The following is a 23,517-nucleotide window of genomic DNA, read 5'->3' on the forward strand; positions in this document are numbered from 1 at the left end:
CCGCATTCGGGCATTTTTGCAACAAGTTCCCGAAAAAGTTCCATCCCGGCGGATCAGGGCATGATTAGGGTTCCACACCAGCTAGAATACCGCCCAGATTCAACCGATTCATTTTTCGAGGGGCTTCTATGCGTTCTTCACTTTTCAAGGCAATTGCGGCTTCCGCTCTCGCAGTCATGGCCGCGACTTCCGCCGCATCCGCGGCCGACCTCGCCGCGCGTCCCTACACCAAGGCGCCTGTGATCGCGGAGCCTATCTACAATTGGACGGGCTTCTATATTGGCGGCAACGTCGGTTACAGTTGGGGACGGTCTAGCGACACCTCAACGCTTACCAATGGTGCCGGAACGGTGCTGTTCACCAGCGCTAATCGCGCCAACATGGACGGCGTGATTGGCGGCGGCCAAATCGGTTATAACTGGCAGGTCCAGAACTGGGTGTGGGGTCTTGAGGCAGACATACAAGCTTCAGACCAGAAGGGAGGCCGGGACTTCCTCTGCCCGACCGCCGTCTGCACGCCCAGCGCGGTACTCCTCGTGGCGCCGGGGCCAGCCGTTCCGGTCAGCCTGGATCAGAAACTTGAATGGTTCGGCACCGTCCGTGGCCGCGTAGGCGTGCTCGCAACGCCCAGGGTCCTTTTCTATGCCACGGGTGGTCTTGCCTATGGTGAGGTCCGCACTGCGGAGACGATCGGCGCCGGGGCATTCGGATTTTCCAGCTCCACCACCAAGGCCGGCTATACCGTCGGTGCTGGTGTTGAAGGCGTAATCGCCGGCAACTGGACGGCCAAGCTCGAATATCTATATGTCGATCTCGGCAGGGTCTCAGGCTCGTTCGTGACAACGATTCCCGCGCTCGGCGGCGGCGTGCTCAGCAGCAATTATAGCTCCCGCGTCACTGACAACATCGTTCGCGTCGGCCTCAACTACAAGTTCAGCGGCCCGGTGGTCGCGAAGTATTGATTTCGGCGTTACCTTCCTCCCTCAAATTAAAGCCCCGGCATCGCCCGGGGCTTTTTGTTGTGCAAGCGCGAAAAGGATTGCGCTAGGCGGCGATTCCGTTGCGCCGATGCCATGGCGAGTCAGGCGAAAGCGGTTTGCGCTGACGCGCGAACCGCTGCAATATGGAACGCTTCTAGAGCATGACCCGGAAAAGTGGGTACCGGTTTTCCGAAAGGGTCATGCTCAAACAAAAAGATGGGGCGGATGACGGTTCGAAGAGGCGTCATCGTGCTCCAGAACAATTGGAGATACGATGGCAGCTCCCATCAAGTTCGGCGTCGGTCAAAGCGTTCTTCGCAAGGAAGACGACGCGCTCATTCGCGGCAGGGGCCGCTATACCGACGACCATTCGCCGTCGCCTGCGATGCACGCGCTGATGCTGCGCTCGCCGCATGCGCACGCGAAATTCACCATCAACGTCACCAAGGCCCGCGGGATGCCGGGCGTGTCGCTGATTCTGACCGCAGCGGAGGTTGGTGATCTCGGCGATCTGCCGTGCTTGTTCAACCTGGAAGTGGATCCGTTCACCGGCCCGCCCTATCCGATTCTGGCCAAAGACGAGGTTCGCCATGTCGGCGACGCCATCGCCTTCGTCGTCGCCGATACGATCGATCAGGCCCGCGACGCGATCGAGGCGATCGAAGTGAAGTGGACGCCGCTTCCTTCGGTGGTCGGCGTCGTCAACGCCGTCAAGCCGGGGGCGCCGCAGGTCTGGCCCGACAAGCCCGGCAACGTGCTGTTCGATGTCTCGATCGGCGATAAGAAGGCGGCTGAGGCCGCCTTTGCCAAGGCGCATGCGATCGCCGAAGTATCGATCGTCAACCCGCGCGTCATCACCAACTTCATGGAAACCCGCGCCGCGGTCGCCGAATACGACGCCAAGCGCGATCATCTGACGCTGACTATCGGCAGCCAGGGCAGTCATCGCCTGCGCGAAATCCTGTGTGGCATCGTGCTGAAGATTCCCATGGAAAAGATGCGGGTGATCTGCCCTGACGTCGGCGGCGGCTTCGGCACGAAGCTGTTTCCCTATCGCGAATACGCACTGATTTCGGTTGCCGCGAAAAAGCTGCGCAAGACCATCAAATGGACCGCCGACCGCTCTGATCACTTCATGGGCGACGCGCAGGGGCGCGACAACGTCACGACCGCGAAGATGGCGCTGGCCGAAGACGGCAAGTTCTTAGGGATGGACGTCGACCTGATGGGCGACATGGGCGCCTATCTCTCGACCTTCGGGCCCTATATCCCGCATGGCGGTGCCGGCATGCTGCCTGGGCTCTACGACATTCAGGCCTTCCACTGCCGCGTCCGCACCGTGTTCACCAACACCGTACCGGTCGACGCCTATCGCGGCGCCGGGCGCCCCGAAGCGGCCTATGTGGTCGAACGTCTGGTCGACGCCGCCGCGCGAAAACTTGGGCTGACGCCGGATGCGATCCGGCGCAAGAATTTCATTCCGCCGAAGGCGATGCCCTACAAGACCGCAACCGGAAAGATCTATGATTCCGGGGATTTCACCGCGCATATGAAACGCGCGATGGAAGTCGCCAACTGGAAGGAGTTTCCCAAGCGCGCCAAGGCGGCGAAGAAGGCCGGCCTGGTGCGCGGCATCGGCATGTCCTGTTATGTCGAAGTCTGCGGCACAATGGGTGAGGAGACCGCCAACGTCGCGCTCGACCCCAATGGCGACATCAGCATCCTGATCGGCACCCAGTCGAGCGGGCAGGGCCACCAGACGGCTTACGCGCAATTGGTCGCCGAGCAGTTCGGCGTGCCGCCGGAGCGCATTCACGTCCTGCAGGGCGACACTGATAAGATCGCCACCGGGCTCGGCACCGGCGGCTCGGCGTCGATCCCGACCGGCGGCGTCAGCGTCGAGCGCGCCACTCGCGAGCTCGGCACCAAGCTGAAGGAAATCGCGGCCGAAGCGCTGGAGACCAGCGCCGGCGACCTCGAGATCAGCAATGGCGTCGTGCGCATCGCCGGCACCGATCGCTCGATCAGCTTTGCCGACCTCGCGAAGCGCCCGGGCGTCGATCCCTCGAAACTGAATGCGAGCGCGACCTTCGCCCAGGCCGACGGCACCTATCCGAACGGCACGCATCTCGCCGAAGTCGAGATCGATCCCGCAACCGGCATCATCAGAATCGTCAACTATGTCATCGTCGATGATTTCGGCGTGACGCTCAATCCGCTGCTGCTCGCCGGCCAGGTGCATGGCGGTGCGATGCAGGGGATCGGTCAGGCCTTGATGGAGCAGGCGGTCTACAGCTCAACCGACGGCCAGCTCGTCACCGGCACCTTCATGGACTATGCGGTGCCGCGTGCGTCCGACGGCCCGTCATTCCATTTCGAAACGCACAACGTGCCGTGCACGACCAATCCGCTCGGCGTCAAGGGAGCAGGCGAGGCCGGCGCGATCGGCTCCTGTCCTGCGGTGGTCAACGCGATCATCGAAGGGCTGTGGCGCGAATACAAGATCGATCACATCGATATGCCGGCGACGGCCGAGCGGGTCTGGATCGCGATCCGCGAGGCGCAGAAGCGGCATAACCTCTGATATTTTGTCGCACGCGGAATGATGCGGCGCCTGCGGTGTTTACAAACAGTCGGTCCGCACCACCTTTGGGGCCGGTACAAACCCGAATTGAAGGGGATTTAGCCAATGAAGCGGATCGTCGTCGTCATAGCTGTACTTGCATTCAGTGCCGGTGCGGTTGTTGCACAGCAGGATCAGGTCAAGCGGACCCAGGCCATGATGAAGGACAATGGCAAGAACGCCGGCGCGTTGTCGGCGATGGTCAAGGGCGATAAGCCCTACGACCAGTCGACTGTCAATGCCGCGCTGGCCCAGTTCGAAGACACCGCCAAGAGCCTTCCGACGCTGTTCCCCGAGAGCATGAAAGGTATCAAGCTGGAGGGTGATTACGATCCCTCGCCGAAAATCTGGGAAGACAAGGCCGGCTTCGAGTCCCAAATTAAGAGCTTCGCCAAAGTCGTCGCCGATGCCAAAGGCAAGGTCAAGAATCTCGACACGCTAAAGGCGGAACTGCCTGTCATCGGCAAGCAGTGCGGTGCCTGCCACGAGACATACCGGATCAAGAAGGGCTGATCGCATTCAAACTTTGAGCATGATCTCCGCGCAAACGCGTTCCGCGTTTGTCGCGAGGGAAAACCGCTACACATTTTTCCGGATCACGCTCTGGTCTCAAAAAAGGGGCGGACGCCGCGAAGCGTCCGCCCCTTTTGTTAGCCTTTTCTTGTTTTTGTTTACTCGTGTTCGAACTTACCTACTTCGTCACCAAATTTATTGGCGACTTGATTTATTTGGTTACCTGGCCGCGGATTTCGCCGCCCGGATTGGCTGCGGTGTGAATGTTGACGTAGTACTTGCCGGCCACAAGGTCTGCGGCCTGCGCATCGGTCAGCGTCGCGCTGCCTTCGACCGGGCTCGACGCCGCATTGGGAATGGCGACCGCAACACCGGCATTCTTGCCGGCTTCGGCGGGACCGTGGAAATGTGCGGCGGTCGCTGGGCCGGACAGGCCGGAATAGCTCAGCTTCCAGCTCAGCTTCTTGCTGGCGGGATCGTAGTCTATGTCGGCGGTGCCCGTGGCCGCGCTGGTGTTGGGCGGCACCTGGGACTTGCCGTCGAGCGTCGCCTTCATCTTGTCGGCAGACGCGGGCCCTGCAAACGCAATCGCTGCCCCCAGCGCAAGCGTGACAAGCATGGTCTTGTTCGACATGGTGTTCCTCCCTGTTGACGTCAAACGGAAGCGTCAGCCTCAAAACAATGATTTTCCGGATTTATTCCTGAAACGCCACCAAACGCCTCGAAATTTCGTGCAAGCCTATGGCGCAAAGTGCGTCCATACTGGTTATTGAATTTAGACGCGTGACGACGGATCGGTGAATGCTGCGACGAATTCTCCTTGGCTTGATTTTTGTCGGCGTCGCCGGCGCTGGCATCTTCTGGTGGCTGACAGTCCCGGCGGCCGTTGCCCCGGCCTCGCTTTCTCCCCGCACGCCGAACCTTGCCAATGGCCTCACAACGTTCAACGCCGGGGGCTGCTCCTCCTGCCATGCCGTTCCCAACCAGCCCGACCGCCTGAAGCTGGGCGGCGGACTTGCAATGCCGTCGCCATTCGGGACGTTTTACGTCCCTAACATCTCGTCCGATCCCACTTACGGTATTGGCCGGTGGAGCGAGGCGGATTTCGTGACGGCGGTACTCAAGGGGACTTCACCGGACGGCCAGCATTATTTCCCGGCCTTTCCATATTCGTCCTACCAGCATGCGACGGTCGAGGACGTCCGTGACCTCTTTGCCTACCTGAAGACGCTTGCGCCGGTGGCCGGCAGGCCGCGCGACCACGACGTGCCGTTTCCATTCAATATCCGCCGCAATGTCGGCGTCTGGAAATGGCTGTTCATGGACGGCAAGCCTTACACGGCGGACGCTTCACGTTCGGCGTCATGGAATCGCGGCGCCTATCTCGTCAATGGTATGGGCCATTGCGCCGAGTGCCACAGCCCGCGCAACTTCCTCGCCGGTATCGTCCAGGCGCAACGCTTCGCAGGTGGGCCCAATCCGGAGGGCGAGGGCTGGGTGCCCAACATTACTCAGAAGAGATTGGCCGAGTGGAGCGCGAAAGACATCGACTACTTCCTCGAAACCGGGCAAACGCCGGATGGCGACACCGCCGGTGGATCGATGGCGCGCGTCATCAGGAACACGTCGCAATTGCCGCCGGAGGATCGCGCCGCTATCGCTGAATATGTGAAGTCGTTGCCAGCGGTCGAGGGACCACCACGGCCGCCGAAGAAGGCAAAGGACGATCAAAAGTCTTGATGGAAAGCGTGACTTCGCGCGTCGTCAGTTAGTCAAGGCGGCGGTGATCGGCTCACGCCTTTCCGGCAATGTCGGCACGATCGTCAACGGCTTGCGCGGCACGGGCGGCGCGGCGGTTTTGGTCCGTTTCAAATCAGTGGGGCGCTTGGTCGAAGCGATGTCAGCTTGCGGCCGATCGAAATCGCCGATCCGGTACAGCACGACGCCGCGATCTAAATAGGCCGCTGCGAAGCGCGGATAGTATTGAACCCCCAAATTGTACGTGACGAAGCCCGGGACAGGCTCGAAGCGGCCGATTGGCGCGGCGTTGGCTTCCTTCGCGGCGGGCGCTGGGGCGGCCATTGTGACCGCTGCGCCGGTTGAAACCTCTCCCTCGCGCTGGAGGCGCGGTTCGTCCTGCGCCGGAGCCCCGGGCTGCAGCGCGGCAACCTCCAGTGCTCCGCCGGCGGTTCTGTCGGTCACCATTTCCGCCGCTCCCGGCGGTTTTGAAAACAGTCCGAACAGGGTGTAGCCGCCCACCAGCACCGCCGAAATGATCGTTGCCGCCATCGTGTTGGAGGCGGCCTTTCGCATGGTCTCGTAGGTGCGGGTCGCCGGCGTCGCCGGAGGCTGCAGCGCGATGGCGAGCAAATGATCGTAGGTCGCGCGCTGCTCGGTATCGGTCAGGATGTCATAGGCACGCATCAGCTCCCTGAACCTCAGGGCAGCATCGGGATTGTCAGGGTTCATATCCGGATGCGTAGCCTTCGCGGCCTTGCGGAAGGCAGTCCGCAATCCCTCGGCGTCATCACTCGGAAGCGCTCCGAGCAGATCGTACAGCGTCCCCATTGGTGGTACTCGCGACTGTTTCCCCCTCGGAAGGTCTCCCCGCCGCGGAGCTTCCGATTGACGACGCTTAAGCTAATGAAAAACTTCAAGGCGGTAGGATGATGCTCTGATGGCAAAAGCATGCCATTGAGATCCGTCGTTAACCATATGTTGCCACGAAGCTATTCGACCTAGCCTAGCAGGGGGACGCGAGGGGTTCCAGCCCTCGTCGCTCCCATCAAGAGCGGGTCGACGGCCCTGAAGGTGCCGTCCCTCTTAATGCAGTAAGGAAGACCTTGGGCGCTGTGTCCCGCAGGTTTATCGCCCGCGCCAGGACGCAGCCTAACTTGCCAGCCTCAATATTCCGAGGTCGTCGGCGACCTGATCCAGTCCGCGCAGCAGCGCATATCGAGCACGATCGGCTTTTCGTCGCTGGCCGGAATGGCCGCCGCGATCGGATTGGTCGACAGCAGCACGCCGAGGCCGCCCCAGGGCGGAAGGTGGTTGGCGCTGCCGACCGCAAAGTATAGCCCGATCATGTCATGGGCGACCCGGCATCGTGGCGTAGAGCGGCGGCGATTGCAGACAGGCGGGGCCGCTGTTAGCCGGTGCCGAACGCCTTGAAGGTGATGATAGTGTGGGTGTCCTGGATGCCCGGAATCACCTGCACCTTCTCGTTGACGAAATGGCCGATGTCGGTGTCGTTGTCGACGTAGAACTTGACCAGCAGGTCGTAATCGCCGGCGGTGGAATAGATCTCCGAGGCGATCTCAGCCTCCGCGAGCGCGTTGGCGACGGCATAGGACTGGCCGAGCTTGCATTTGAACTGGACGAAGAAGGGAACCATCGCTGTCGTCTCCAAAAATGTTGGACACAATAGGCCAAAAACCGCTGATAATGGCAAGCCAACTTGCCGCCAGTGGCAGGGCGCGTTAGGACAAGCCGTGGCTCCGAACACCGCATCTTCACGAGACTTTTGATGACGACGCCGATCGCGCTGACCATCGCCGGCTCGGATTCCTCAGGGGGAGCGGGCATCCAGGCCGACCTGAAGACGTTTGCCGCGCTCGGCGTCTACGGCGCCTCCGTGATCACGGCGCTGACCGCGCAGAACACCAAAGGCGTCAGCGGCATCCATCAGGTGCCGGCTGAGTTCGTGACCGCGCAGATCGACGCGGTGTTTTCCGATCTCGCGGTGAGGGCGGTCAAGATCGGCATGGTGGCGCAGCCGCCGGTTATCGATGCTATCGTCGCCGGGCTGGCGCGCTGGTCGCCGAAGCACGTCGTGCTTGATCCGGTCATGGTTGCAACTTCGGGTGATCGGCTGCTCGCGATTGAAGCTGTCGACGCGCTTCGGGCCAAACTCATTCCGCGCGCTTCGGTGATTACGCCCAATTTGCCGGAAGCCGCCGCGTTGCTGGACGAGCCGGTTGCAGCAGGCGAAGCCGCCGTCGAGGAGCAAGGCAAGCGATTGCTGGCGATGGGATGCAAGGCGGTGCTGATCAAGGGTGGTCATGGCGAGGGCGCCGAGAGCATCGATTATCTAATCGACTCGAACGGCACCATTGCGCTCGCTGCGCCGCGCATTGCGACGAAGAACACGCATGGCACCGGCTGCTCATTGTCATCGGCGATTGCCGCTGGGCTCGCGAAGGGCGAGGGCATGGAAACCGCCGTCCGCAACGCCAAGGCGTGGATCAGCGCAGCGATTGCGGAGGCGGATCGTTTCAGCGTCGGCCACGGTCACGGCCCGATCCATCATTTTCACAAGTTTTATTAGCGCTGCGTCACCCGGTCCCGGATTGCGCTTCGCTCCATCCGCGCTTCGCATCTTCGCCCCGGTGGTTCCCTGTGTTCGTAGGGACGACAGCGAGATCTTGCCGCTCTCATGTCGCTTGCCTGTCGTATCGCGCTGTTATCCGCAAAGAGCGGGGCGCGACGTTGATTCTCGTGGGGCTATCAGTCACGTGAACTAGTCATCGCTCTGTCACAGAAATCTGTCAGGGGACAGGTATGGGTAGCGACGCCTTGAGTGAAGAAAGCCCGGAACGGCGCTTTCGTACCTTGTTTATCTCCGATGTCCATCTCGGAGCCCGCGGCTCGCAAGCCGATCGTTTGCTGGACTTCCTCAAGAGCCATGACGCCGACACCATCTACCTCGTCGGCGATATCGTCGATGGCTGGGCGCTGAAGTCGAGCTGGTACTGGCCTCAATCCCACAACGACTTCGTGCAGAAGATGCTGCGCAAGGCGCGCAAGGGCGCCAAGGTCATCTATGTGCCGGGCAATCACGACGAGTTCCTGCGCAACTATTACGGCACGCATTTCGGCGGCATCGACGTGGTGGAAAATACCATTCACGAGGGTGCCGACGGCAAGCGCTACCTCATCATCCACGGCGATATCTTCGATCTCGTCGTGCAGAACGCACGCTGGCTCGCCCATCTCGGCGACAAGGCCTATGATTTCGCCATTCAGATGAACCGGCTGGTCAACTTCTTCCGGCGCATGTTCGGCGTGCCCTATTGGTCGCTGTCGCAATGGGCGAAGCTGAAGGTCAAGAACGCCGTGAACTATATTGGCGCGTTCGAAAAGACCCTGGCCGGCGAGGCGCGGCGGCACGGCGCCGATGGCGTGATCTGCGGCCACATCCACTACGCCACCATTCGCGACGAGCACGGTATCCGCTACATGAATTGCGGCGACTGGGTGGAAAGCTGCACCGCGCTCGCCGAGCACGAGGACGGCCGGTTCGAGATCATCACCTGGACCGATCCGCAGCGAAGGGCAGCACCCGTACCCCGCGTCGCGGCGCGCGCCGCATGACGCATATCCTGGTCGCGACCGATGCGTGGCATCCCCAGGTCAACGGGGTGGTGCGGACGCTGACCGCGACCGCAGAGGCGGCCAGGGGGATTGGCGTCGAGGTGAGTTTCCTGACGCCGCAATCGTTTCGCACCTTTGCGATGCCGAGCTATCCCGATCTGCGGCTGGCGCTGCCGTATCCAGCAAAAATCGCGCGGCTGATCGCGGCGGCAAAGCCCGACAGCATTCATATCGCGACCGAAGGTCCGATCGGACTGTTGGTGCGGCGCTATTGCCGCAAGCGGGGCCTGCCGTTCACCACGAGCTTTCACACCCGTTTTCCGGAATATGTATCGGCGCGTTCGTCGGTGCCGGAATCCTGGGTGTGGCGCGCGCTGCGCTGGTTCCACCGGCCGAGCCAGGCCGTGATGGCGGCAACGCCGGCGCTGGCGGCCGAATTGCGCCTGCGCGGCTTTCGCAACGTGGTGCTGTGGTCGCGTGGCGTCGATACCTCGCTGTTTCATCCGCGCAGCGCCGATCTCTGCCTGCCGATGCCGGTGTTCCTCTGCGTGGGACGCGTCGCGATTGAAAAGAATCTCGAAGCCTTCCTCGATCTCGATCTGCCCGGCACCAAGCTCGTCGTCGGTGACGGGCCCGCCCGGATGGCACTGGAGCGGAAATATCCGGACGCCGTATTCCTGGGTGCAAGGCACGGCGAGGAACTGGCCGAAATCTACGCAGCCTCCGACATCTTCGTATTCCCCAGCAAGACCGACACGTTTGGCCTGGTGTTGTTGGAGGCGCTGGCCAGTGGCGTGCCGGTTGCCGCCTTTCCGGTCACCGGCCCGCGCGACGTGATCGGCTCGGCGCCGGTCGGCGTCCTGGATGAGGATCTGCGTGCGGCCTGCCTGGAGGCGCTGCAGATTTCGCGAGAAGATTGCGTCGAATTCGCCGCCGCCCATACCTGGCAGGGCTCCGCGCGGGTCTTTGTCGAACATGCCCTGAATGTTCGCCCGGCCGCGCCGGAAGGCGAGGGGGCCGGATTCGTGGCGGAAGACCCGCATTTCGCCGCCTAGAGCCTTTCGGTTCTGATTGGATCAGAACCGGGCTCTAGATTCTTGTTTTGACGCGTTTTCTTGACGCGAACCGGTGGCCACCCACGGATCAAGTCCGAGGGCATGCTTCGATCGAAAACGCTATAAGGTTCACGCTAAATCGTCTTGCCCGCCCGTCTGTGACCGCGTTACAAATGGCGGGTGCCAGAATCTGTCCAAAATCCGCCCATTGGCGCGGCCGATATCGAGGTCGCCGCCAAGGTGGTCGCGCCCTTTGCGGTGCGGACGCCGCTGTTGTCGTTCCCCGTTCTCAACGAGCGCGTCGGGACCAAGGTCTTCCTGAAGCCCGAAATGCTGCAGCGGACCGGATCGTTCAAGTTCCGCGGCGCCTTCAACAAGCTGGCTTCGATTCCGCAGGACAGGCGCGGCGGCGGCGTGGTCGCGTTCTCCTCCGGCAATCACGCCCAGGGCGTGGCGGCGGCGGCGCAGATCCTGCACATGCAGGCGACCATCGTGATGCCGGCGGACTCTCCCGTCACCAAGCGCGAGCGCACCAAGGGCTATGGCGCCGAGGTGGTGCTCTACGACCGCGACAAGGAAGACCGCGAAGCCATCGCCAACGGCATCGCCTGCAAGCGCGGCGCGACGCTGGTGCGCCCCTATGACGATCCCTTTGTGATCGCCGGACAAGGTACCGCGGGCCGCGAGATCGCCGAGGACATGGCGGCGCTCGGGCTCATCCCGGATATCGTGGTGGCGCCGGCGTCTGGCGGCGGGCTGATCGCCGGCGTTGCGACTGCGGTGAAGGCGAAATTCCCGCAGGCGCAGGTGATCGTCGCCGAGCCCAAGGACTATGACGACCACGGCATTTCGCTGCGGGCAGGCCACCGCGAGGCCCATCACGCCGCCGGCCGCACCATCTGCGATGCGCTGATGGCGGCGATGCCGGGCGAACTCACCTTCTCGATCAACAGCAAGCTGCTCGCGAACGGCGTTATCGCATCCGACGAGGAAGTCGGCGCGGCGGTCGCCTTTGCCTATCGGGAATTGAAGCTGGTGGTCGAGCCCGGCGGCGCCGTCGGTCTCGCCGCATTGTTGGCCGGCCGTATCGACGCCAGGGGCAAGAACGTCGTCATCGTGCTCTCCGGCGGCAATGTCGACGCGGACTTGTTTGCCAAGCTGGTCGCCTGATCACCCCGTCTTAAACGTAATCGGGCAGAGCGTGTGCTCTGCCCGATTTCGCATTGTACCAAGCTGTCTGTCAGCGCCTGAAGCCGCCGCCGAACGAGCCGCGGGACGGGCTTCCGGCCATGCGCTGGCTGAAACCTCCGCCGCCCATGCCGCCGCTGAACTGACGCGGCGCCGTGTTCATCATGGGCCTGGTCATCATCGGCCTGGTCGTGATGGGTTTGGTGACTCGTATCGGATTGTTATGAATCCTGGGCGGCAACGTCGTGACCTTGCCGACTTTGCTGCTGTTGTTGCCGGCATTGACAGGGATCGGGTTGATCTTGCCGGGCAGGGTCGTGACCTTGCCATTGCTATTGTTGTTGCCAGTGGGATTGAGCTTGCCGGGCAGGGTCGTGACTTTGCCCGTGTTGCCGTTGTTATTGCCGCTATTGATCGGGTTGTTCGTGGTCACGCCCTTGGCGGGCAGCGTAACGATCTTCGACGTCCCCGGCATGTGAGCGTGGGCACCAAGATTGTGCTTGGAGATGCCGAGGGCGGGTGAGTTGCCAATGTTTACCGGCTTGAACTTCGGCGACTGCTTCGCCAGATGCGTGAACTGCATCAGCGGCACGGCCTTCGGCGCGACATGCAGCTTCAGCGCTGACTTGGCGTAGGGGCTGTTGGAATAATTGTCGTGGAACGTCTTGTAGGCGAAGGGCGAGTTCGCGAGCACCGCCTTGTGCCACGCCTTTGCCACCTTCAGGTTGCCGAGCAGCACCCGGATGTGGTCGCACAGCGGGTCATGCGGGTAGAGCCGGATGAACTCCTCATAATACTCGGGCGAGCCTTCGGACAGCACATAGTCGTAGGCCTGGCGCACCGAACGCGAGGGCAGATTCGCCGCAGTCTGCATGATCGGGCGGCGATCCGGCGCGCGGCTTGCGGCAACCGCCGTATCGCCGAAGAAGTAGAAATCGGAGGTCAGCGATGAGCTTTCCCACGGCGTCTGACGGCCGTTGGTCGTGTTGTTCACTTCGAGCCGGACACGCTTGAACAACTGCTCGATAGGCAGGTTCGGCTCGCGCGCGATATTCAGGAATGCGGACGTATATGGGCTGTGGTTGCCGTCGCCATCCTGCGCCTCCATTCCCGGTGCGGTCGAGTAGCCGACGATCGAGCCGTTCGGCGCATCGACGATGGCAAGGCCCCGTCCCGCATCGTTGATCTCCGGGAACGGATTGTTGCGGCAGGCGTCGAGCACCACGATGCGCATCCGGCTCGAGATGGATTCCAGCGTACCCATCAGGTCGACCAGCCGCAGCGAATTGCCATCGAGATCGGACGGCGACGAGATCTTTGCATCGACCGGAAGCAAATAGTTCTCGCCCGCCACCTGCACGCCGTGGCCGGCATAGTAGATCATGGCGACGGTGCCGGGACCGCGCTCGGCCACCCTGGCGGAGAAATCCTGCACGACCTTGACCATGTCGCTGCGCGTCAGGTCGGTTGCCCGGGTGACCTCGAAACCGGCCGAGTTCAAAAGCTGCGCCATCGATTGCGCATCGTTGCCGGGATTGGCGAGCTTCGGTGCGCTCTGGTAATTCGAGTTGCCGATGACAAGCGCGACCCGCTGGTCGGCGGGTGGCGTCTGCATGCCGGTGCGGATATCGGCGTTGGGGGCTTCGGCGAAAGCTGTGCTGGTGCCGAAAATCAACAGGCTTGCCAGGAGACCGGCGCGTAATAGCGTTGGCTTAAAACGGGACATGGCAGCGTTCCTCAAATGAATCTCGCGGCGAGATTTTGCTGTGGGGACGCTAAGCCGTATCCGCATGGCCGTACGTGACGCCGGTCACGCTTGCGGCGCGCCGTGTCCCGCTCTTGCCGCGGCGTGATGGAGCTGACAATCTCGGGTTGCTGAAAGGTCGAAGGAACCCAAAATGGGGGTAGGCTTCGGGCTGAAGACCGCAACCGGAATCATCGCGGCGGTGCTGGTCGCCGCAGCGGCGGCCCAGGCGAGGCAGGTATTCGCGCCGCTGGCGGCGGCCCTCTTCATCATCGCCATCGTGTGGCCGGTCCAGAAGCGGCTGCAATCGTGGATGCCGAAGCTTGCCGCGCTGGCGATCACCGTCATCGTCACGGTGGCGGTCTGTCTCAGCTTCGCCTCGCTCGCGGCTTGGGGATTTGGTCGTGTAGGAAGGTCGCTGATCGCGGATTTGCCGCGGTACCAGGACCTCTATGCTGCGATGGTGACCTGGCTGGACGGCCATGGAGTCTCGGTCGCCGGATTGTGGGCCGAACATTTCAACGTAGGCTGGCTCCTGCGCGCGACGCAATATGTCACCGGGCGCGTCAATACCACACTCAGCTTCTGGGTGATTGCGCTGATTTACGTTATGCTCGGACTGCTCGAAGTCGAGAACGTCAGGCAGAAGATCGAGCGGCTGGATAACCGTATTGCAGCGCACGTGCTGCTCGACGGTAGCGCTGCGACCGCGGCAAAATTTCGAAGATACCTGCTGGTGCGGACGAAGATGAGCGCGGTGACCGGTCTGTTGGTCGGCGTTTTCGCAGGGATTACCGGGCTGCCATTCGCATTCGAATGGGGCGTGATCGCCTTCGTGCTCAACTATATCCCCTTCATCGGTCCGTTCGTCGCAACGCTCTTTCCCACCTTGCTGGCAATGACACAGTTTGAGAGCTGGCCTGCGGTTCTGGGTCTCTTCGCCTGCCTGAATGTCATTCAGTTCGTGGTTGGCAGCTACATCGAGCCGCGGGTGGCCGGCACGATGCTGTCGATCTCGCCTGTCGTCGTGTTGTTTTCGATCTTCTTCTGGACGTTCCTGTGGGGGCTGTTCGGCACCTTCATCGGCGTGCCGATCACGCTCGCCATGCTCACCTTCTGCGCGGCGCATCCATCAAGCCGCTGGGTCGCCGATCTGCTTGGCGGACCGGATCCGGCGAAGCCCGGCAAGTTCTAGCATTCCTTCTCGCCGGCAATCTCCACGCGCTCCGGCGGCAGCAGTCCGATCTGTCCGTTCGGGCCAGACGTGAGCGTGTGGATGTAGAAATGCGTCGTCGCATCATCCGTCGCAGCCATCACCGGTGAAGGCGCCGAGATGATCTTCAACGGGCCGCATGCGCCGATCCAGTCGATATGACGGTGGCCGTGCATGACGATGGTGCGATCCGCAAGCGCTTCCAGCCTGCGGACGAACCAGCTACCGTTGATCAATGCCGTGCCGATGCGTTCGGAAAACGCCTTCACCGGCATGGGATATTCCACCAGATGGTGGTGCAATGCGACGATCCACCGTGCCCTGGGAAAATGTCCAGTCGCGCTTTCGAAGCGACGCGTCTGTTCAATGGACACCAGTCCGAGCGCGTTGGTGAAGGAGAAGTGGGTTTCTGCATTGGAGTTCAGGATCGCTATGCCAAGGCCGTCTTCCGTGTCGGGCGGCAGGATCATCGGAAACTGGTCGTCGAAGAGCCTGCGCATCGCCGACGCACGGCGCATGCCGCCGTGCGTCGCCAGGGCTACGATCGCATCGCGGTGCGGGGCCAGCGCCTCATGCAGCGTAGCGGCCGGTTTCCCCGTGGTATCGACGACATGCACGCGATTGCCTTGCACTGCAGCCATTGCCGACAAGGTTCGAATTTGCCGTAACCGCTTGCCCGGGCTGAACGGCAGATCGAGCCGGGCCGGATTGGCGCGGTCGACGATGTTGACGTCGTGATTGCCAGGCAGCAGGATCGTGCGCGCGGCAAGTTCCGGATAAAGCGCCATGGCGTCGAGGAATTCGGCCCATTCGCTGGCGCGGCCGGCGTCGGTCATATCGCCGGTGATCAGCACGTGGTCGAGCGGATCGACCGCATGAATAGCGGTGAGACGCGTCAGGACCTGTTCGAGCCGGCCATTGCCGCGCGGGCCCGACCGTCCACTTTCGATGCGAAAGCCATATTGTTCACCGATCACGTGAAGGTCCGACAGATGCGCTACACGCCAACTGCGTCCTCCGGAGGAGGCGGTATCGAACGCGGCGAGATCGAGCGGTTGAGGCATGCTGGCATCCGCAAATCCCCAAACCAGCGATGCGGCCGCCAAATAGGCCGACAGCAACACGATGGCATTTGCAAGTGTCGGCAAAGCGAGGCGATGCAGCAGGACAAGGTCGTTCCAGCTACCGGTCCAACGTGACACAGGCCAGGCCGCAATCGCGATCAGCACTGCGATTGCGGCCAGCATGATGCCAGCTCCAACCGAATTGGCGCTGCGCAACCTCGCCCAGCCGGCGAGGGTAAGATTCTTGCCCCACATCCGCTCCGTCAGGTGACGTAGCGCTTCGCGCCCGAACGCATAACCGGGCTGCACCGCGAGCGCATTGAGCGACCAGAAACTGGTCTCGGCGATCCGAAACAGCGGGCGCCATCCGATCCATCCCAACACGAGAATTGCGATCAGAGCGAGAGTCGTGCCGATCTCGGTCAGTGCAGCAAGATGTTCCGACAAGGTTGAAAACCAGGCGGAAGCCAGCAATGGCGCAAGGCCAAGCAGCACCGCCGGCAGCAGCAGCAAGATCGTCCAGGCGAACAGCAGCTTCGGCAAGCTGATTTCGACGAACAGGCTTCCAGCGATCGCGAGCAGCGACCGTTGCCCGGGGCTGGCGGCATCGTCCTCGATATCGCCGTCGCGCGGATCGATCAGCATACGATCTCCATGCTGACTGGGGCGTGTCCCGCGGTCGACCTCGTCACCGGGTTCCGCATCGCACGCTCGTCGTTTCGGCTACACGCCCCAAGGCAGGTCCAACAGGTACCATGCGACGAAAAGAAGAATCCAAAGTGCAAACATCCAGACCACGTAGGGTAGCATCAGCGCGACGACGGTGCCAACGCCAGCGTCGCGGTCGTACTTTTGGGCAAACCCGATGACCAGCGCGAAGTAGGGGTTAAGCGGCGTGATTGAGTTGATGGGTCCGTCACCAACCCGGTATGCGGCCAGCACTGCCGCTGGATCGACGGCCAGTTGCACGAATAGCGGCACGAATACCGGTGCAAAGATGGCCCATGTCGCGATTGCCGGCGTGAAGATCAGATCAAGGATTGCAACGACCAGAATGAGTCCCAGCAATAGCCACAGTGGGCCGATGTTTGCATTCTTCAGAACATCGGCCATCTTGACCGCCAGCAGCGTCGGCATGTTGCTGTAAGTGAAGTAGTCGACGAATTGGCTGATGACGACGAATAGCAGGATCGTGCCGCCCAATCCCGATACCGCCTTGGTCATGGCATCGACGACATCGGTGGCGCGCCTGATTGTTCCCGCTCCGATGCCATAGGCGATGCCGGTCACCAGGAACAGCATCATGACGAGGCCGATCAGCCCGCTCATGAAGGGCGAGTTTCCGACGAGCGCACCCGTCGTTGGATCGCGAAGAGGCGCCCCTGACGGCAGCGTCAGCAGGCAGAACGCCGCGATGACGGCCAGCAGCCCCGCGCCGGCGTACCTCAACCCAAGCGCCTCCTGGGCGGACAGTTGCCCGCCTTCATGCGGGGGTAATCTTTCCCTCGCGTGATCTTCCCGATACCTGCCAAGGCGAGGCTCGATGAGCCGCTCGGTGATCAAGGCAATCACGATCGTCAAGACGATGACCGACACGATCGAAAACCACAAATTGGCCGTCACCGCGATCGACAGCGAGGGGTTGACGATATGAATGGCATCGTTGGTCAATTCAGTGAGAACCGCATCGAGCGGCTTGATGAGCATATTGACGCTGAAGGCGCTGGCGACGCCGGCAAAACCCAGCGCCAGTCCGGCGAGTGGATGCCGGCCGACGCTTAAAAGCGCAGTGCCTGCCAACGGGATCAGCACGAGATAACCCGCATCGGAGGCGATGCTCGATAAAATGCCAACGAAGGCGAGAATGTAGGTCAGCGCCCAACGCGGTGAGACGGTCACGAGCTTCCGGATGCATGCGTCGACGAGGCCAGACTCCTCGGCCACGCCAACGCCGATCATGGCGATGATCAGCAGTCCGACCGCGCTGAAGCCCATGAAATTCGGCACTAGCTGCGTATAGATGTGCCTGATACCCTCCGCCGTCAGCAGACTGTTGGCGCGGGTTGTCACGGTCTCCGTGCCGTGCGTCGCCGGGTTGATGACCTGATAGGAAACCGATGCGTCCAGCAGATACAGCAGGTGCGATGCGATCACGGCGATTGCGATCAGTATCAGGAAAATCACGACGGGATGGGGAACGCTGTTTCCGATTCGCTCGATGGCGTCGAGAACGGTCCGTGTGGGTGTTTTCGCAGTTTCGCTATTTGCTTCGCTCGCCGCGCGCATGTCGGCAGTCCTTACTGAAGCTGCTTCAGCGGACAGCCGGCCGCGGCCCCGTGCCGAAAAACCGGCTGATCGCTCAGTTGATCGCCGCGACCTAGGCGGCGTTCGTTTCGGGCGGTACCGGTGCGGTGGCCGCCTTGGCGAGCGCGTCGCGAAGTTGCTGTTCCTTGGTGTCGTCCAGAGATGTCTTGAGTACGGTGCCTCCCGCGTCCTGAATCTCCCGCAACACCTTGTCCGGAGTCATGTTCTTGATAAGTACGAACAGCGCTGCGTTGCCGGGCTGCAATTTTTCCGAGAGCTCTTTCATGAAGGCGTCATCGATGCCGTAGTCCGACAGGGCGCCGCCGAGCGCTCCGGATGCGGCGCCCAGGGCAACACCAAGTAAGGGATTTAGGAAGATTAGGCCGATCAGGAGCCCCCAGAAGCTGCCTGATACGGCTCCCACCGCCGTCGTATTGACGAGTTGGTTCAGCTTGACGGGGCCAGCTTCCGTTTTCGCGGCGATCACGGCATCGCTGATCGAAATCAGATATTCCTTTTGCAGCTTTAATAGGCGCTGACGTACCTCTTCTGCCTTTGCTTCGGATGGATAGATGATCGCGACTAGATCTGACATCTCGGTATCCTCCACTCGATATGATGGACATGATGTAGGCCGCGCGGGGCGCTTCTGGCGGGACAACACTCCTTCTACCGCGCAACGCGCGGGCGTCGTTGCCGGTAAATCCGTCGGCAGCGAGGACGATCCGGCAGAGCCGTCGATCTATCCGGGTCGCTCGGTGGCCGTGCGGCTCATTAGTATGGTATCACAACCTGCGAGCGAACAGTTCACGCTTTGCTGATCGCTCTCATCAAACGGTGACAGCGCTCGATCAAGTTGGTTTCAAATTCGCCGAGGTTTGTCGATGCATCGTGAGCGCAACGTGATTTGTCGCAAAGTTTTGCAGCGGAACACACTCGATGCAAACCGACTTTAAGGTTGTGTGATTGACTCCATACACTTTGGAGCGTTAGGTTGCGGCGTAAGTCAGAACAAGGCTGAAACGGTCGACGCAGATCGTTTGTCAGCGCGTAACTTGTGTGTTGCCGGATGGCACGATCATCCGCGAGCAGGGTGGTTCAAGCCGGATGGAGGAGTCCCATGGACTTTCCTTCGATCGCAGAAGCAGAACGGCCTTACATCTCGACCGGACATCTGCCCGAGCCCGAGCTGGTGCAGAAACTGGTGTCCGATGCCCACCGCCGTTTCAGGTCGAACGGCGAGGGGCAGAATTCACAAGTCTATCCGGCGCTTGCCAGGGTTCCGCGAGAACTGTTCGGGATTTGCGTTGTCGGCACCAGCGGACGTGTCTACGAGGCCGGAGACACCGAGTACAAATTCTCGATCATGAGCGTGTCGAAGCCGTTCGTGTTCGCACTGGTTTGCGAGACGGTCGGTCCGGAAGAGGCGCGTGCAAGGCTTGGGGCGAATGCCACGGGATTGCCGTTCAACTCGCTCGCCGCCATCGAGCAGGGCGGGGGCCGCACCAACCCGATGGTCAATGCGGGTGCGATCGCGACCACGAGCCTCGTGCCGGGCCTGACCGCGGAAGGCCAATGGCAATTCATCCACGACGGGCTGTCGCGTTTTGCGGGTCGCAAGCTCTCGCTCAATGAGGAGGTTTACGCTTCGGCGTCGCAGACGAACTACCGCAACCGCAGTATCGCCCGGCTGCTGCAGAGCTACGACCGCATCTACTGTGACGCCAAGCAGGCCACCGATCTCTACACCAGGCAGTGCTCGCTCAACGTAAGCGCCCGCGATCTGGCAGTGATGGGCGCGACACTGGCCGATGGCGGCGTCAATCCGGTCACCAAACAGCGCGTGGTCGACGCGGCCGTCTGCCACTATGTGCTGACGGTGATGATAACAGCGGGATTGTACGAGACCTCGGGCGATTGGCTCTATGACATCGGCCTGCCGGGCAAGAGCGGGATCGGCGGTGGTATTGTCGCGGTTTCTCCGGGCAAGGGCGGCTTCGGGACATTCGCGCCGCCGCTCGACGCGGCCGGCAACAGCGTGAAGGGGCAGCTCGCGGCAAAGTTCCTGTCGCAGCGGCTGGGAATGGATCTGTTCGTCTCTCAACCGGAAAATTGAAACGAATGCAGTGAGCGGTTTGGTCGATCCGACAGATCGATCCGGAACCGAGCAACCCGGGAGGACACCATGGCGACGCACTCGATCTCGATGGGAGCCGTCCGGGAAGAAGTGCGCGAGTCGTGGGTGCCGATGATCGCGATCGCGCTCGGCCAGATGATCATGTCCTTCAACGTCGCCTCCCTGCCGGTCGCGCTTGGCGGGATGGTGAAAAGCTTCGGCGTGCCGCCGACGACGGTTGCGACCGGCATCGTGGCCTATTCCATGCTGGTTGCCGGCTTCGTGATGCTGGGTGCCAAGCTCGCCCAGCGGTTCGGCGCGTTGCAGGTTTTCCGTTTCGCCGTCGTTTTGTTCTGCGCGTCGCAGATCCTGATGACGTTCAGCCCCACGGCAGCATTGATGATCACGGCACAGGCGGTTTGCGGCGCGGCGGGTGCCGTGATCGTGCCGTCGCTGGTGGCGCTGATCGCCGAGAACTATACGGGACGACAGCAAGCGACGGCAGTCGGCGCGCTCGGCTCCGCGCGGGCGGCCGCGGGCGTGTTGGCGTTCATCATCGGCGGCGTGCTGGGCACGTATATCGGCTGGCGTCCGGCGTTCGGAATCCTGATCGCGGTTTCTGCGATTGTTTTCGTGTTGAGCTTCCGACTGAAGCCTGACCACGGCCGTCCGGACGTGCAGATCGATGCCGTTGGCGTGGTACTGGCGGCGTCGGCGATTGTTCTCATCAGCTTCGGTTTCAACAATCTCAATGGTTGGGGGCTCGCGCTCGCTACCGCCAATGCACCGTTCGACCTGCTTGGCCTTTCGCCGGCGCCAATCCTGATCGTTCTCGGCATCATGCTCGGGCAGGCCTTTCTGACGTGGACGCACCGGCGTCAGGCCGCCGGAAAGACACCGCTATTGGCGCTCGAGGTGATCGACTCGCCGGAGGAGCGGTGTGCGGTCTACGCGCTGTTTGCCGTGGTTGCGCTGGAGGCCGCGCTCAATTTCTCGGTGCCGCTCTATATCCAGATCGTGCAGGGCCGCTCGCCGCTTGCGACCGCTATTGCGATGATGCCGTTCAATCTGACGGTGTTCTTCACCGCGATGCTGATCGTCAACGTCTATAACCGGCTGACGCCGCGGCAAATCGGGCGCTACGGCTTCATCCTGTGCGCCGTCGGCCTGGTATGGCTCGCCTTTGTCGTGCGCAACGACTGGAGCGAGGTACCCGTGCTGTTCGGCCTGGTGCTGTTCGGCATCGGGCAGGGCTCGCTGGTCACGTTGCTGTTCAATGTGCTGGTCACCGCTTCGCCCAAGGAGCTAGCGGGCGACGTCGGCTCGCTGCGCGGCACTACGCAGAATCTGGCCGCAGCGGTCGGAACGGCGGTGGCGGGTGCGCTTCTCGTCGGCCTGTTGAGCACGATCGCGCTCAGCCAGATCGCTGCGAACCCGGTCTTGCCGAAAGAAATCCAGAGCCAGGTCGATCTCGACAATATCACCTTCGTCAGCAACGACCGTTTGCGCAGCGTGATGGAGGCGACGACCGCCACCCCAGAGCAGGTCCAGGAAGCCGTGCGCGTGAATACCGAGGCGCGGCTGCGTGCGCTGAAGATCGGGCTCTTGATCATGGCCGGCCTTGCGCTGCTGGCGATCATCCCGGCCGGCCGGCTTCCGAACTATCTTCCGGGCGAAATTCCGAGCGATGCGCCCGGCAACCGAGTGAGGTCAGGCTGATCGAATAGGAGCTGCGAGGAGAGGACCTCCCGACAAGGAGAACAACGATGGATGCAATCGATCGTCGCAGTGCGCTGCGGACTCTGATGTGCGGTGCCGTGGCCGCCGGCCTGGCCACAAGCCTGCCAGCAGGGATGGCCGAGGCGACGCCGCTCGCGGTGCAGAAAGATCCCGGAAAGAACGCCGGAGAATTCAAGCTGGAGGCTCAAGGCCCCGGCACGCGGCCGGCTGGACGGCCACCGGGACGGCCGCCCACTCGGCCATCGCGTCCTCCTCACTGGCATGGCCGCCGGCGTCGCCGTTGGGTCTGCTGGTGGCACCGCGGCCGTCGCCGGTGCGGCTGGCGATGGAGATAACGGAACTCGAGGCCGGTGAACGTGAGGCGAGGAGAATGACATGACGACCTATGACAACAGTTCGCCGATCGGCGCCACCGATTTGCCTGCGCCGTCGTTCTGGGTTTGCGTCCTGCTTGGCCTCATGATGATCGGGGCGGGTTTTCTGGTTCTCGGCGACATCATGCTTGTCACCCTCATCAGCACGATCTTCATCGGCTGGGTCTCCATCATTGCGGGCGCGTTCGAGATCGTCCACGCGTTCTGGACCAAGGGATGGGGAGGGTTCGTATGGCAGGTGCTCCTCGGCATCCTGTACGTCGCCTTTGGCATCGTGCTGGTGGGCCAGCCGGTGGAGAGCGCGCTGATCCTCACCTACGTCCTCGGCCTGGTGTTTCTGATTTCCGGTGTCGTTCGCATCCTGCTCGGCATCAGCCACTGGCGGGAAGCGGGCTGGATCATGCTGTTATCAGGCGCATTCGGCGTGCTGGCCGGCCTCGTCATTCTGACAGGATTCCCGATGACGGGCTTGTGGGTGCTCGGCTTCCTCCTTGGCATCGATCTGATTTCTCACGGGATCGGGTGGCTCGCTTATGCGTGGAAGCCCACTACCAGCGCCGCATAGCCGGTTCGCCAGGCTCGACTGACCGCCGCCACCTCCTTGAAGTCGGAGAGCTTCAGGCGGCAGCGCAGAAGCTTGTTACGAAAAGAACGCGATCTTCTCGGTCTGGCTCATGCGCCGGATCGGCGCCAGTGGGTCGTTGGCCGCCGTGACCGGCTTCCGCAGCATGCCGCTCGCGATGAGGCTCGAGCCGAGCGACATTTCCACCGCCGGCACAGGCGCGGGTGTGGCAGGCGGAGGCGGCGGTTGAACGGCCTGTTGAACCGGCGGCGGCGATGGTGTGGCGGCTGGTTTGGGTGATTCTGCGACGACCGCGGGAGCGATCGGCGCCGGCTGCGCTAGACGGGCTTGCTCGGCCGCCGCTTCGGCGATCTCGTCGTCGCTGATCGGATCCGGCGCACCCATCTCCATCGCGATCATGTCGAGGACCGCCTCGTCTTGGGCGTCAGCGTTTTGGACAGCGGTATCTTGGACCGAGGTGTCTTGGATCGAGGTGTCTTGGACGATGGCTTCCTGGGCAGCAGCGGCGGCGGCGGGCTCGGGAGCCGGCGGCGTTTCCGTATCCGTCAGTACGGCCGCTGCCGCAAGCGCGGCCTCGGCAGCTTCTTGCGCCGAGCCTGTTTCGGCCAAGCCTGTTTCGATTTCCTGCGCGGCCGGGGAGGTCTCGG

General features: G+C 62.2%; 20 protein-coding genes and 1 pseudogene. 12 read left to right on the top strand and 9 right to left on the bottom strand.

All coding sequences use genetic code 11. The features are described 5' to 3' along the window. The first annotated feature begins 128 nt into the window (after nucleotides 1-128). From CP49_RS14655 to CP49_RS14665, 3 genes are all read left to right on the top strand, one after another. Complete coding sequence (locus tag CP49_RS14655) at nucleotides 129-962, top strand: outer membrane protein (RefSeq protein WP_245310691.1); 834 nt, start codon at nucleotides 129-131, stop codon at nucleotides 960-962. A 292-nt stretch (nucleotides 963-1,254) separates the two neighbouring features. Then, nucleotides 1,255-3,564, top strand: a complete 2,310-nt coding sequence (locus tag CP49_RS14660) for a xanthine dehydrogenase family protein molybdopterin-binding subunit (RefSeq protein WP_057850940.1) — start codon at nucleotides 1,255-1,257, stop codon at nucleotides 3,562-3,564. A 105-nt stretch (nucleotides 3,565-3,669) separates the two neighbouring features. Then, on the top strand, nucleotides 3,670-4,116 hold the full coding sequence (locus tag CP49_RS14665; RefSeq protein WP_057850941.1) for a c-type cytochrome: 447 nt from the start codon (nucleotides 3,670-3,672) through the stop codon (nucleotides 4,114-4,116). Nucleotides 4,117-4,327: 211 nt separating this feature from the next. Here CP49_RS14665 and CP49_RS14670 read toward each other — a convergent pair whose 3' ends face one another. Further along, nucleotides 4,328-4,750, bottom strand: coding sequence for a CHRD domain-containing protein (locus CP49_RS14670; RefSeq protein ID WP_057850942.1), 423 nt, complete (start codon nucleotides 4,748-4,750; stop codon nucleotides 4,328-4,330). Between the two features lie 167 nt (nucleotides 4,751-4,917). Between CP49_RS14670 and CP49_RS14675 the strand changes: the two genes are divergently transcribed. After that, complete coding sequence (locus tag CP49_RS14675) at nucleotides 4,918-5,856, top strand: c-type cytochrome (RefSeq protein WP_057850943.1); 939 nt, start codon at nucleotides 4,918-4,920, stop codon at nucleotides 5,854-5,856. Between the two features lie 24 nt (nucleotides 5,857-5,880). Here the strand turns inward: CP49_RS14675 and CP49_RS14680 are convergent, their stop codons facing one another. From CP49_RS14680 to CP49_RS14690, 3 genes are all read right to left on the bottom strand, one after another. Continuing rightward, nucleotides 5,881-6,684 (bottom strand): J domain-containing protein, encoded by an 804-nt coding sequence (locus CP49_RS14680; RefSeq protein WP_057850944.1) that lies wholly within the window; start codon nucleotides 6,682-6,684, stop codon nucleotides 5,881-5,883. A gap of 335 nt (nucleotides 6,685-7,019) precedes the next feature. After that, a complete protein-coding gene (locus tag CP49_RS14685; protein WP_057850945.1) occupies nucleotides 7,020-7,202 on the bottom strand; it encodes an Ldh family oxidoreductase in 183 nt (60 codons plus the stop codon). A 62-nt stretch (nucleotides 7,203-7,264) separates the two neighbouring features. Further along, complete coding sequence (locus CP49_RS14690; protein WP_029583462.1) at nucleotides 7,265-7,510, bottom strand: Lrp/AsnC ligand binding domain-containing protein; 246 nt, start codon at nucleotides 7,508-7,510, stop codon at nucleotides 7,265-7,267. 132 nt (nucleotides 7,511-7,642) lie between these two features. Between CP49_RS14690 and thiD the strand changes: the two genes are divergently transcribed. The 4 genes from thiD to CP49_RS14710 all read left to right on the top strand — a co-directional run bounded on the left by thiD (nucleotide 7,643) and on the right by CP49_RS14710 (nucleotide 11,714). Further along, the gene (gene thiD / locus CP49_RS14695; RefSeq protein WP_057850946.1) at nucleotides 7,643-8,443 is read left to right on the top strand and encodes a bifunctional hydroxymethylpyrimidine kinase/phosphomethylpyrimidine kinase; all 801 of its coding nucleotides are present in this window, start codon (nucleotides 7,643-7,645) and stop codon (nucleotides 8,441-8,443) included. A 233-nt stretch (nucleotides 8,444-8,676) separates the two neighbouring features. Beyond that, complete coding sequence (locus tag CP49_RS14700; RefSeq protein ID WP_057850947.1) at nucleotides 8,677-9,489, top strand: UDP-2,3-diacylglucosamine diphosphatase; 813 nt, start codon at nucleotides 8,677-8,679, stop codon at nucleotides 9,487-9,489. Beyond that, on the top strand, nucleotides 9,486-10,544 hold the full coding sequence (locus CP49_RS14705) for a glycosyltransferase family 4 protein (RefSeq protein WP_057850948.1): 1,059 nt from the start codon (nucleotides 9,486-9,488) through the stop codon (nucleotides 10,542-10,544). The genes CP49_RS14700 and CP49_RS14705 overlap by 4 nt, the downstream gene beginning before the upstream one ends. Nucleotides 10,545-10,724: 180 nt before the next feature. Continuing rightward, nucleotides 10,725-11,714 (top strand): threonine ammonia-lyase, encoded by a 990-nt coding sequence (locus CP49_RS14710; protein ID WP_057850949.1) that lies wholly within the window; start codon nucleotides 10,725-10,727, stop codon nucleotides 11,712-11,714. 70 nt (nucleotides 11,715-11,784) lie between these two features. Here CP49_RS14710 and CP49_RS14715 read toward each other — a convergent pair whose 3' ends face one another. Next, entirely contained in the window at nucleotides 11,785-13,458 is a 1,674-nt protein-coding gene (locus tag CP49_RS14715) for a caspase family protein (RefSeq protein WP_057850950.1), read from the bottom strand. A gap of 172 nt (nucleotides 13,459-13,630) precedes the next feature. Between CP49_RS14715 and CP49_RS14720 the strand changes: the two genes are divergently transcribed. After that, nucleotides 13,631-14,671, top strand: a complete 1,041-nt coding sequence (locus CP49_RS14720) for an AI-2E family transporter (protein ID WP_057850951.1) — start codon at nucleotides 13,631-13,633, stop codon at nucleotides 14,669-14,671. On the opposite strand, the gene CP49_RS14725 is transcribed toward CP49_RS14720, so the two are convergent. The 3 genes from CP49_RS14725 to CP49_RS14735 all read right to left on the bottom strand — a co-directional run bounded on the left by CP49_RS14725 (nucleotide 14,668) and on the right by CP49_RS14735 (nucleotide 18,652). Next, nucleotides 14,668-16,398 carry a metallophosphoesterase family protein gene (locus CP49_RS14725; protein ID WP_057850952.1) on the bottom strand — a complete coding sequence of 577 codons (1,731 nt, stop codon included), beginning with the start codon at nucleotides 16,396-16,398 and terminating at the stop codon, nucleotides 14,668-14,670. The genes CP49_RS14720 and CP49_RS14725 overlap by 4 nt on opposite strands. A 78-nt stretch (nucleotides 16,399-16,476) precedes the next feature. Beyond that, entirely contained in the window at nucleotides 16,477-18,039 is a 1,563-nt protein-coding gene (locus CP49_RS14730) for an AbgT family transporter (protein WP_057850953.1), read from the bottom strand. Between the two features lie 91 nt (nucleotides 18,040-18,130). Next, a complete protein-coding gene (locus tag CP49_RS14735; RefSeq protein ID WP_057850987.1) occupies nucleotides 18,131-18,652 on the bottom strand; it encodes a DUF1269 domain-containing protein in 522 nt (173 codons plus the stop codon). 525 nt (nucleotides 18,653-19,177) lie between these two features. Between CP49_RS14735 and glsA the strand changes: the two genes are divergently transcribed. The 3 genes from glsA (at nucleotide 19,178) to CP49_RS14750 (ending at nucleotide 22,852) form a co-directional block, all read left to right on the top strand. Next, a complete protein-coding gene (glsA, locus tag CP49_RS14740; RefSeq protein WP_057850954.1) occupies nucleotides 19,178-20,173 on the top strand; it encodes a glutaminase A in 996 nt (331 codons plus the stop codon). A 69-nt stretch (nucleotides 20,174-20,242) separates the two neighbouring features. Further along, complete coding sequence (locus CP49_RS14745) at nucleotides 20,243-21,892, top strand: MFS transporter (protein WP_245310692.1); 1,650 nt, start codon at nucleotides 20,243-20,245, stop codon at nucleotides 21,890-21,892. A gap of 396 nt (nucleotides 21,893-22,288) precedes the next feature. After that, complete coding sequence (locus tag CP49_RS14750) at nucleotides 22,289-22,852, top strand: HdeD family acid-resistance protein (RefSeq protein WP_057850955.1); 564 nt, start codon at nucleotides 22,289-22,291, stop codon at nucleotides 22,850-22,852. Nucleotides 22,853-22,927: 75 nt separating this feature from the next. Here the strand turns inward: CP49_RS14750 and CP49_RS47305 are convergent. Continuing rightward, nucleotides 22,928-23,517, bottom strand: a pseudogene (locus CP49_RS47305) (hypothetical protein); the annotation flags it as partial.

Origin of the sequence: Bradyrhizobium valentinum, assembly GCF_001440405.1 — a bacterium.
Lineage (GTDB): Bacteria > Pseudomonadota > Alphaproteobacteria > Rhizobiales > Xanthobacteraceae > Bradyrhizobium > Bradyrhizobium valentinum.

Bases quoted from the DNA above. Each gene is read 5' to 3' on its own strand.
- CP49_RS14655 (WP_245310691.1), top strand. From the start codon at position 129: ATGCGTTCTTCACTTTTCAAGGCAATTGCGGCTTCCGCTCTCGCAGTC.
- CP49_RS14660 (WP_057850940.1), top strand. From the start codon at position 1,255: ATGGCAGCTCCCATCAAGTTCGGCGTCGGTCAAAGCGTTCTTCGCAAG.
- CP49_RS14665 (WP_057850941.1), top strand. From the start codon at position 3,670: ATGAAGCGGATCGTCGTCGTCATAGCTGTACTTGCATTCAGTGCCGGT.
- CP49_RS14670 (WP_057850942.1), bottom strand. From the start codon at position 4,750: ATGTCGAACAAGACCATGCTTGTCACGCTTGCGCTGGGGGCAGCGATT.
- CP49_RS14675 (WP_057850943.1), top strand. From the start codon at position 4,918: ATGCTGCGACGAATTCTCCTTGGCTTGATTTTTGTCGGCGTCGCCGGC.
- CP49_RS14680 (WP_057850944.1), bottom strand. From the start codon at position 6,684: ATGGGGACGCTGTACGATCTGCTCGGAGCGCTTCCGAGTGATGACGCC.
- CP49_RS14685 (WP_057850945.1), bottom strand. From the start codon at position 7,202: ATGATCGGGCTATACTTTGCGGTCGGCAGCGCCAACCACCTTCCGCCC.
- CP49_RS14690 (WP_029583462.1), bottom strand. From the start codon at position 7,510: ATGGTTCCCTTCTTCGTCCAGTTCAAATGCAAGCTCGGCCAGTCCTAT.
- thiD (WP_057850946.1), top strand. From the start codon at position 7,643: ATGACGACGCCGATCGCGCTGACCATCGCCGGCTCGGATTCCTCAGGG.
- CP49_RS14700 (WP_057850947.1), top strand. From the start codon at position 8,677: ATGGGTAGCGACGCCTTGAGTGAAGAAAGCCCGGAACGGCGCTTTCGT.
- CP49_RS14705 (WP_057850948.1), top strand. From the start codon at position 9,486: ATGACGCATATCCTGGTCGCGACCGATGCGTGGCATCCCCAGGTCAAC.
- CP49_RS14715 (WP_057850950.1), bottom strand. From the start codon at position 13,458: ATGTCCCGTTTTAAGCCAACGCTATTACGCGCCGGTCTCCTGGCAAGC.
- CP49_RS14720 (WP_057850951.1), top strand. From the start codon at position 13,631: ATGGGGGTAGGCTTCGGGCTGAAGACCGCAACCGGAATCATCGCGGCG.
- CP49_RS14725 (WP_057850952.1), bottom strand. From the start codon at position 16,398: ATGCTGATCGATCCGCGCGACGGCGATATCGAGGACGATGCCGCCAGC.
- CP49_RS14730 (WP_057850953.1), bottom strand. From the start codon at position 18,039: ATGCGCGCGGCGAGCGAAGCAAATAGCGAAACTGCGAAAACACCCACA.
- CP49_RS14735 (WP_057850987.1), bottom strand. From the start codon at position 18,652: ATGTCAGATCTAGTCGCGATCATCTATCCATCCGAAGCAAAGGCAGAA.
- glsA (WP_057850954.1), top strand. From the start codon at position 19,178: ATGGACTTTCCTTCGATCGCAGAAGCAGAACGGCCTTACATCTCGACC.
- CP49_RS14745 (WP_245310692.1), top strand. From the start codon at position 20,243: ATGGCGACGCACTCGATCTCGATGGGAGCCGTCCGGGAAGAAGTGCGC.
- CP49_RS14750 (WP_057850955.1), top strand. From the start codon at position 22,289: ATGACGACCTATGACAACAGTTCGCCGATCGGCGCCACCGATTTGCCT.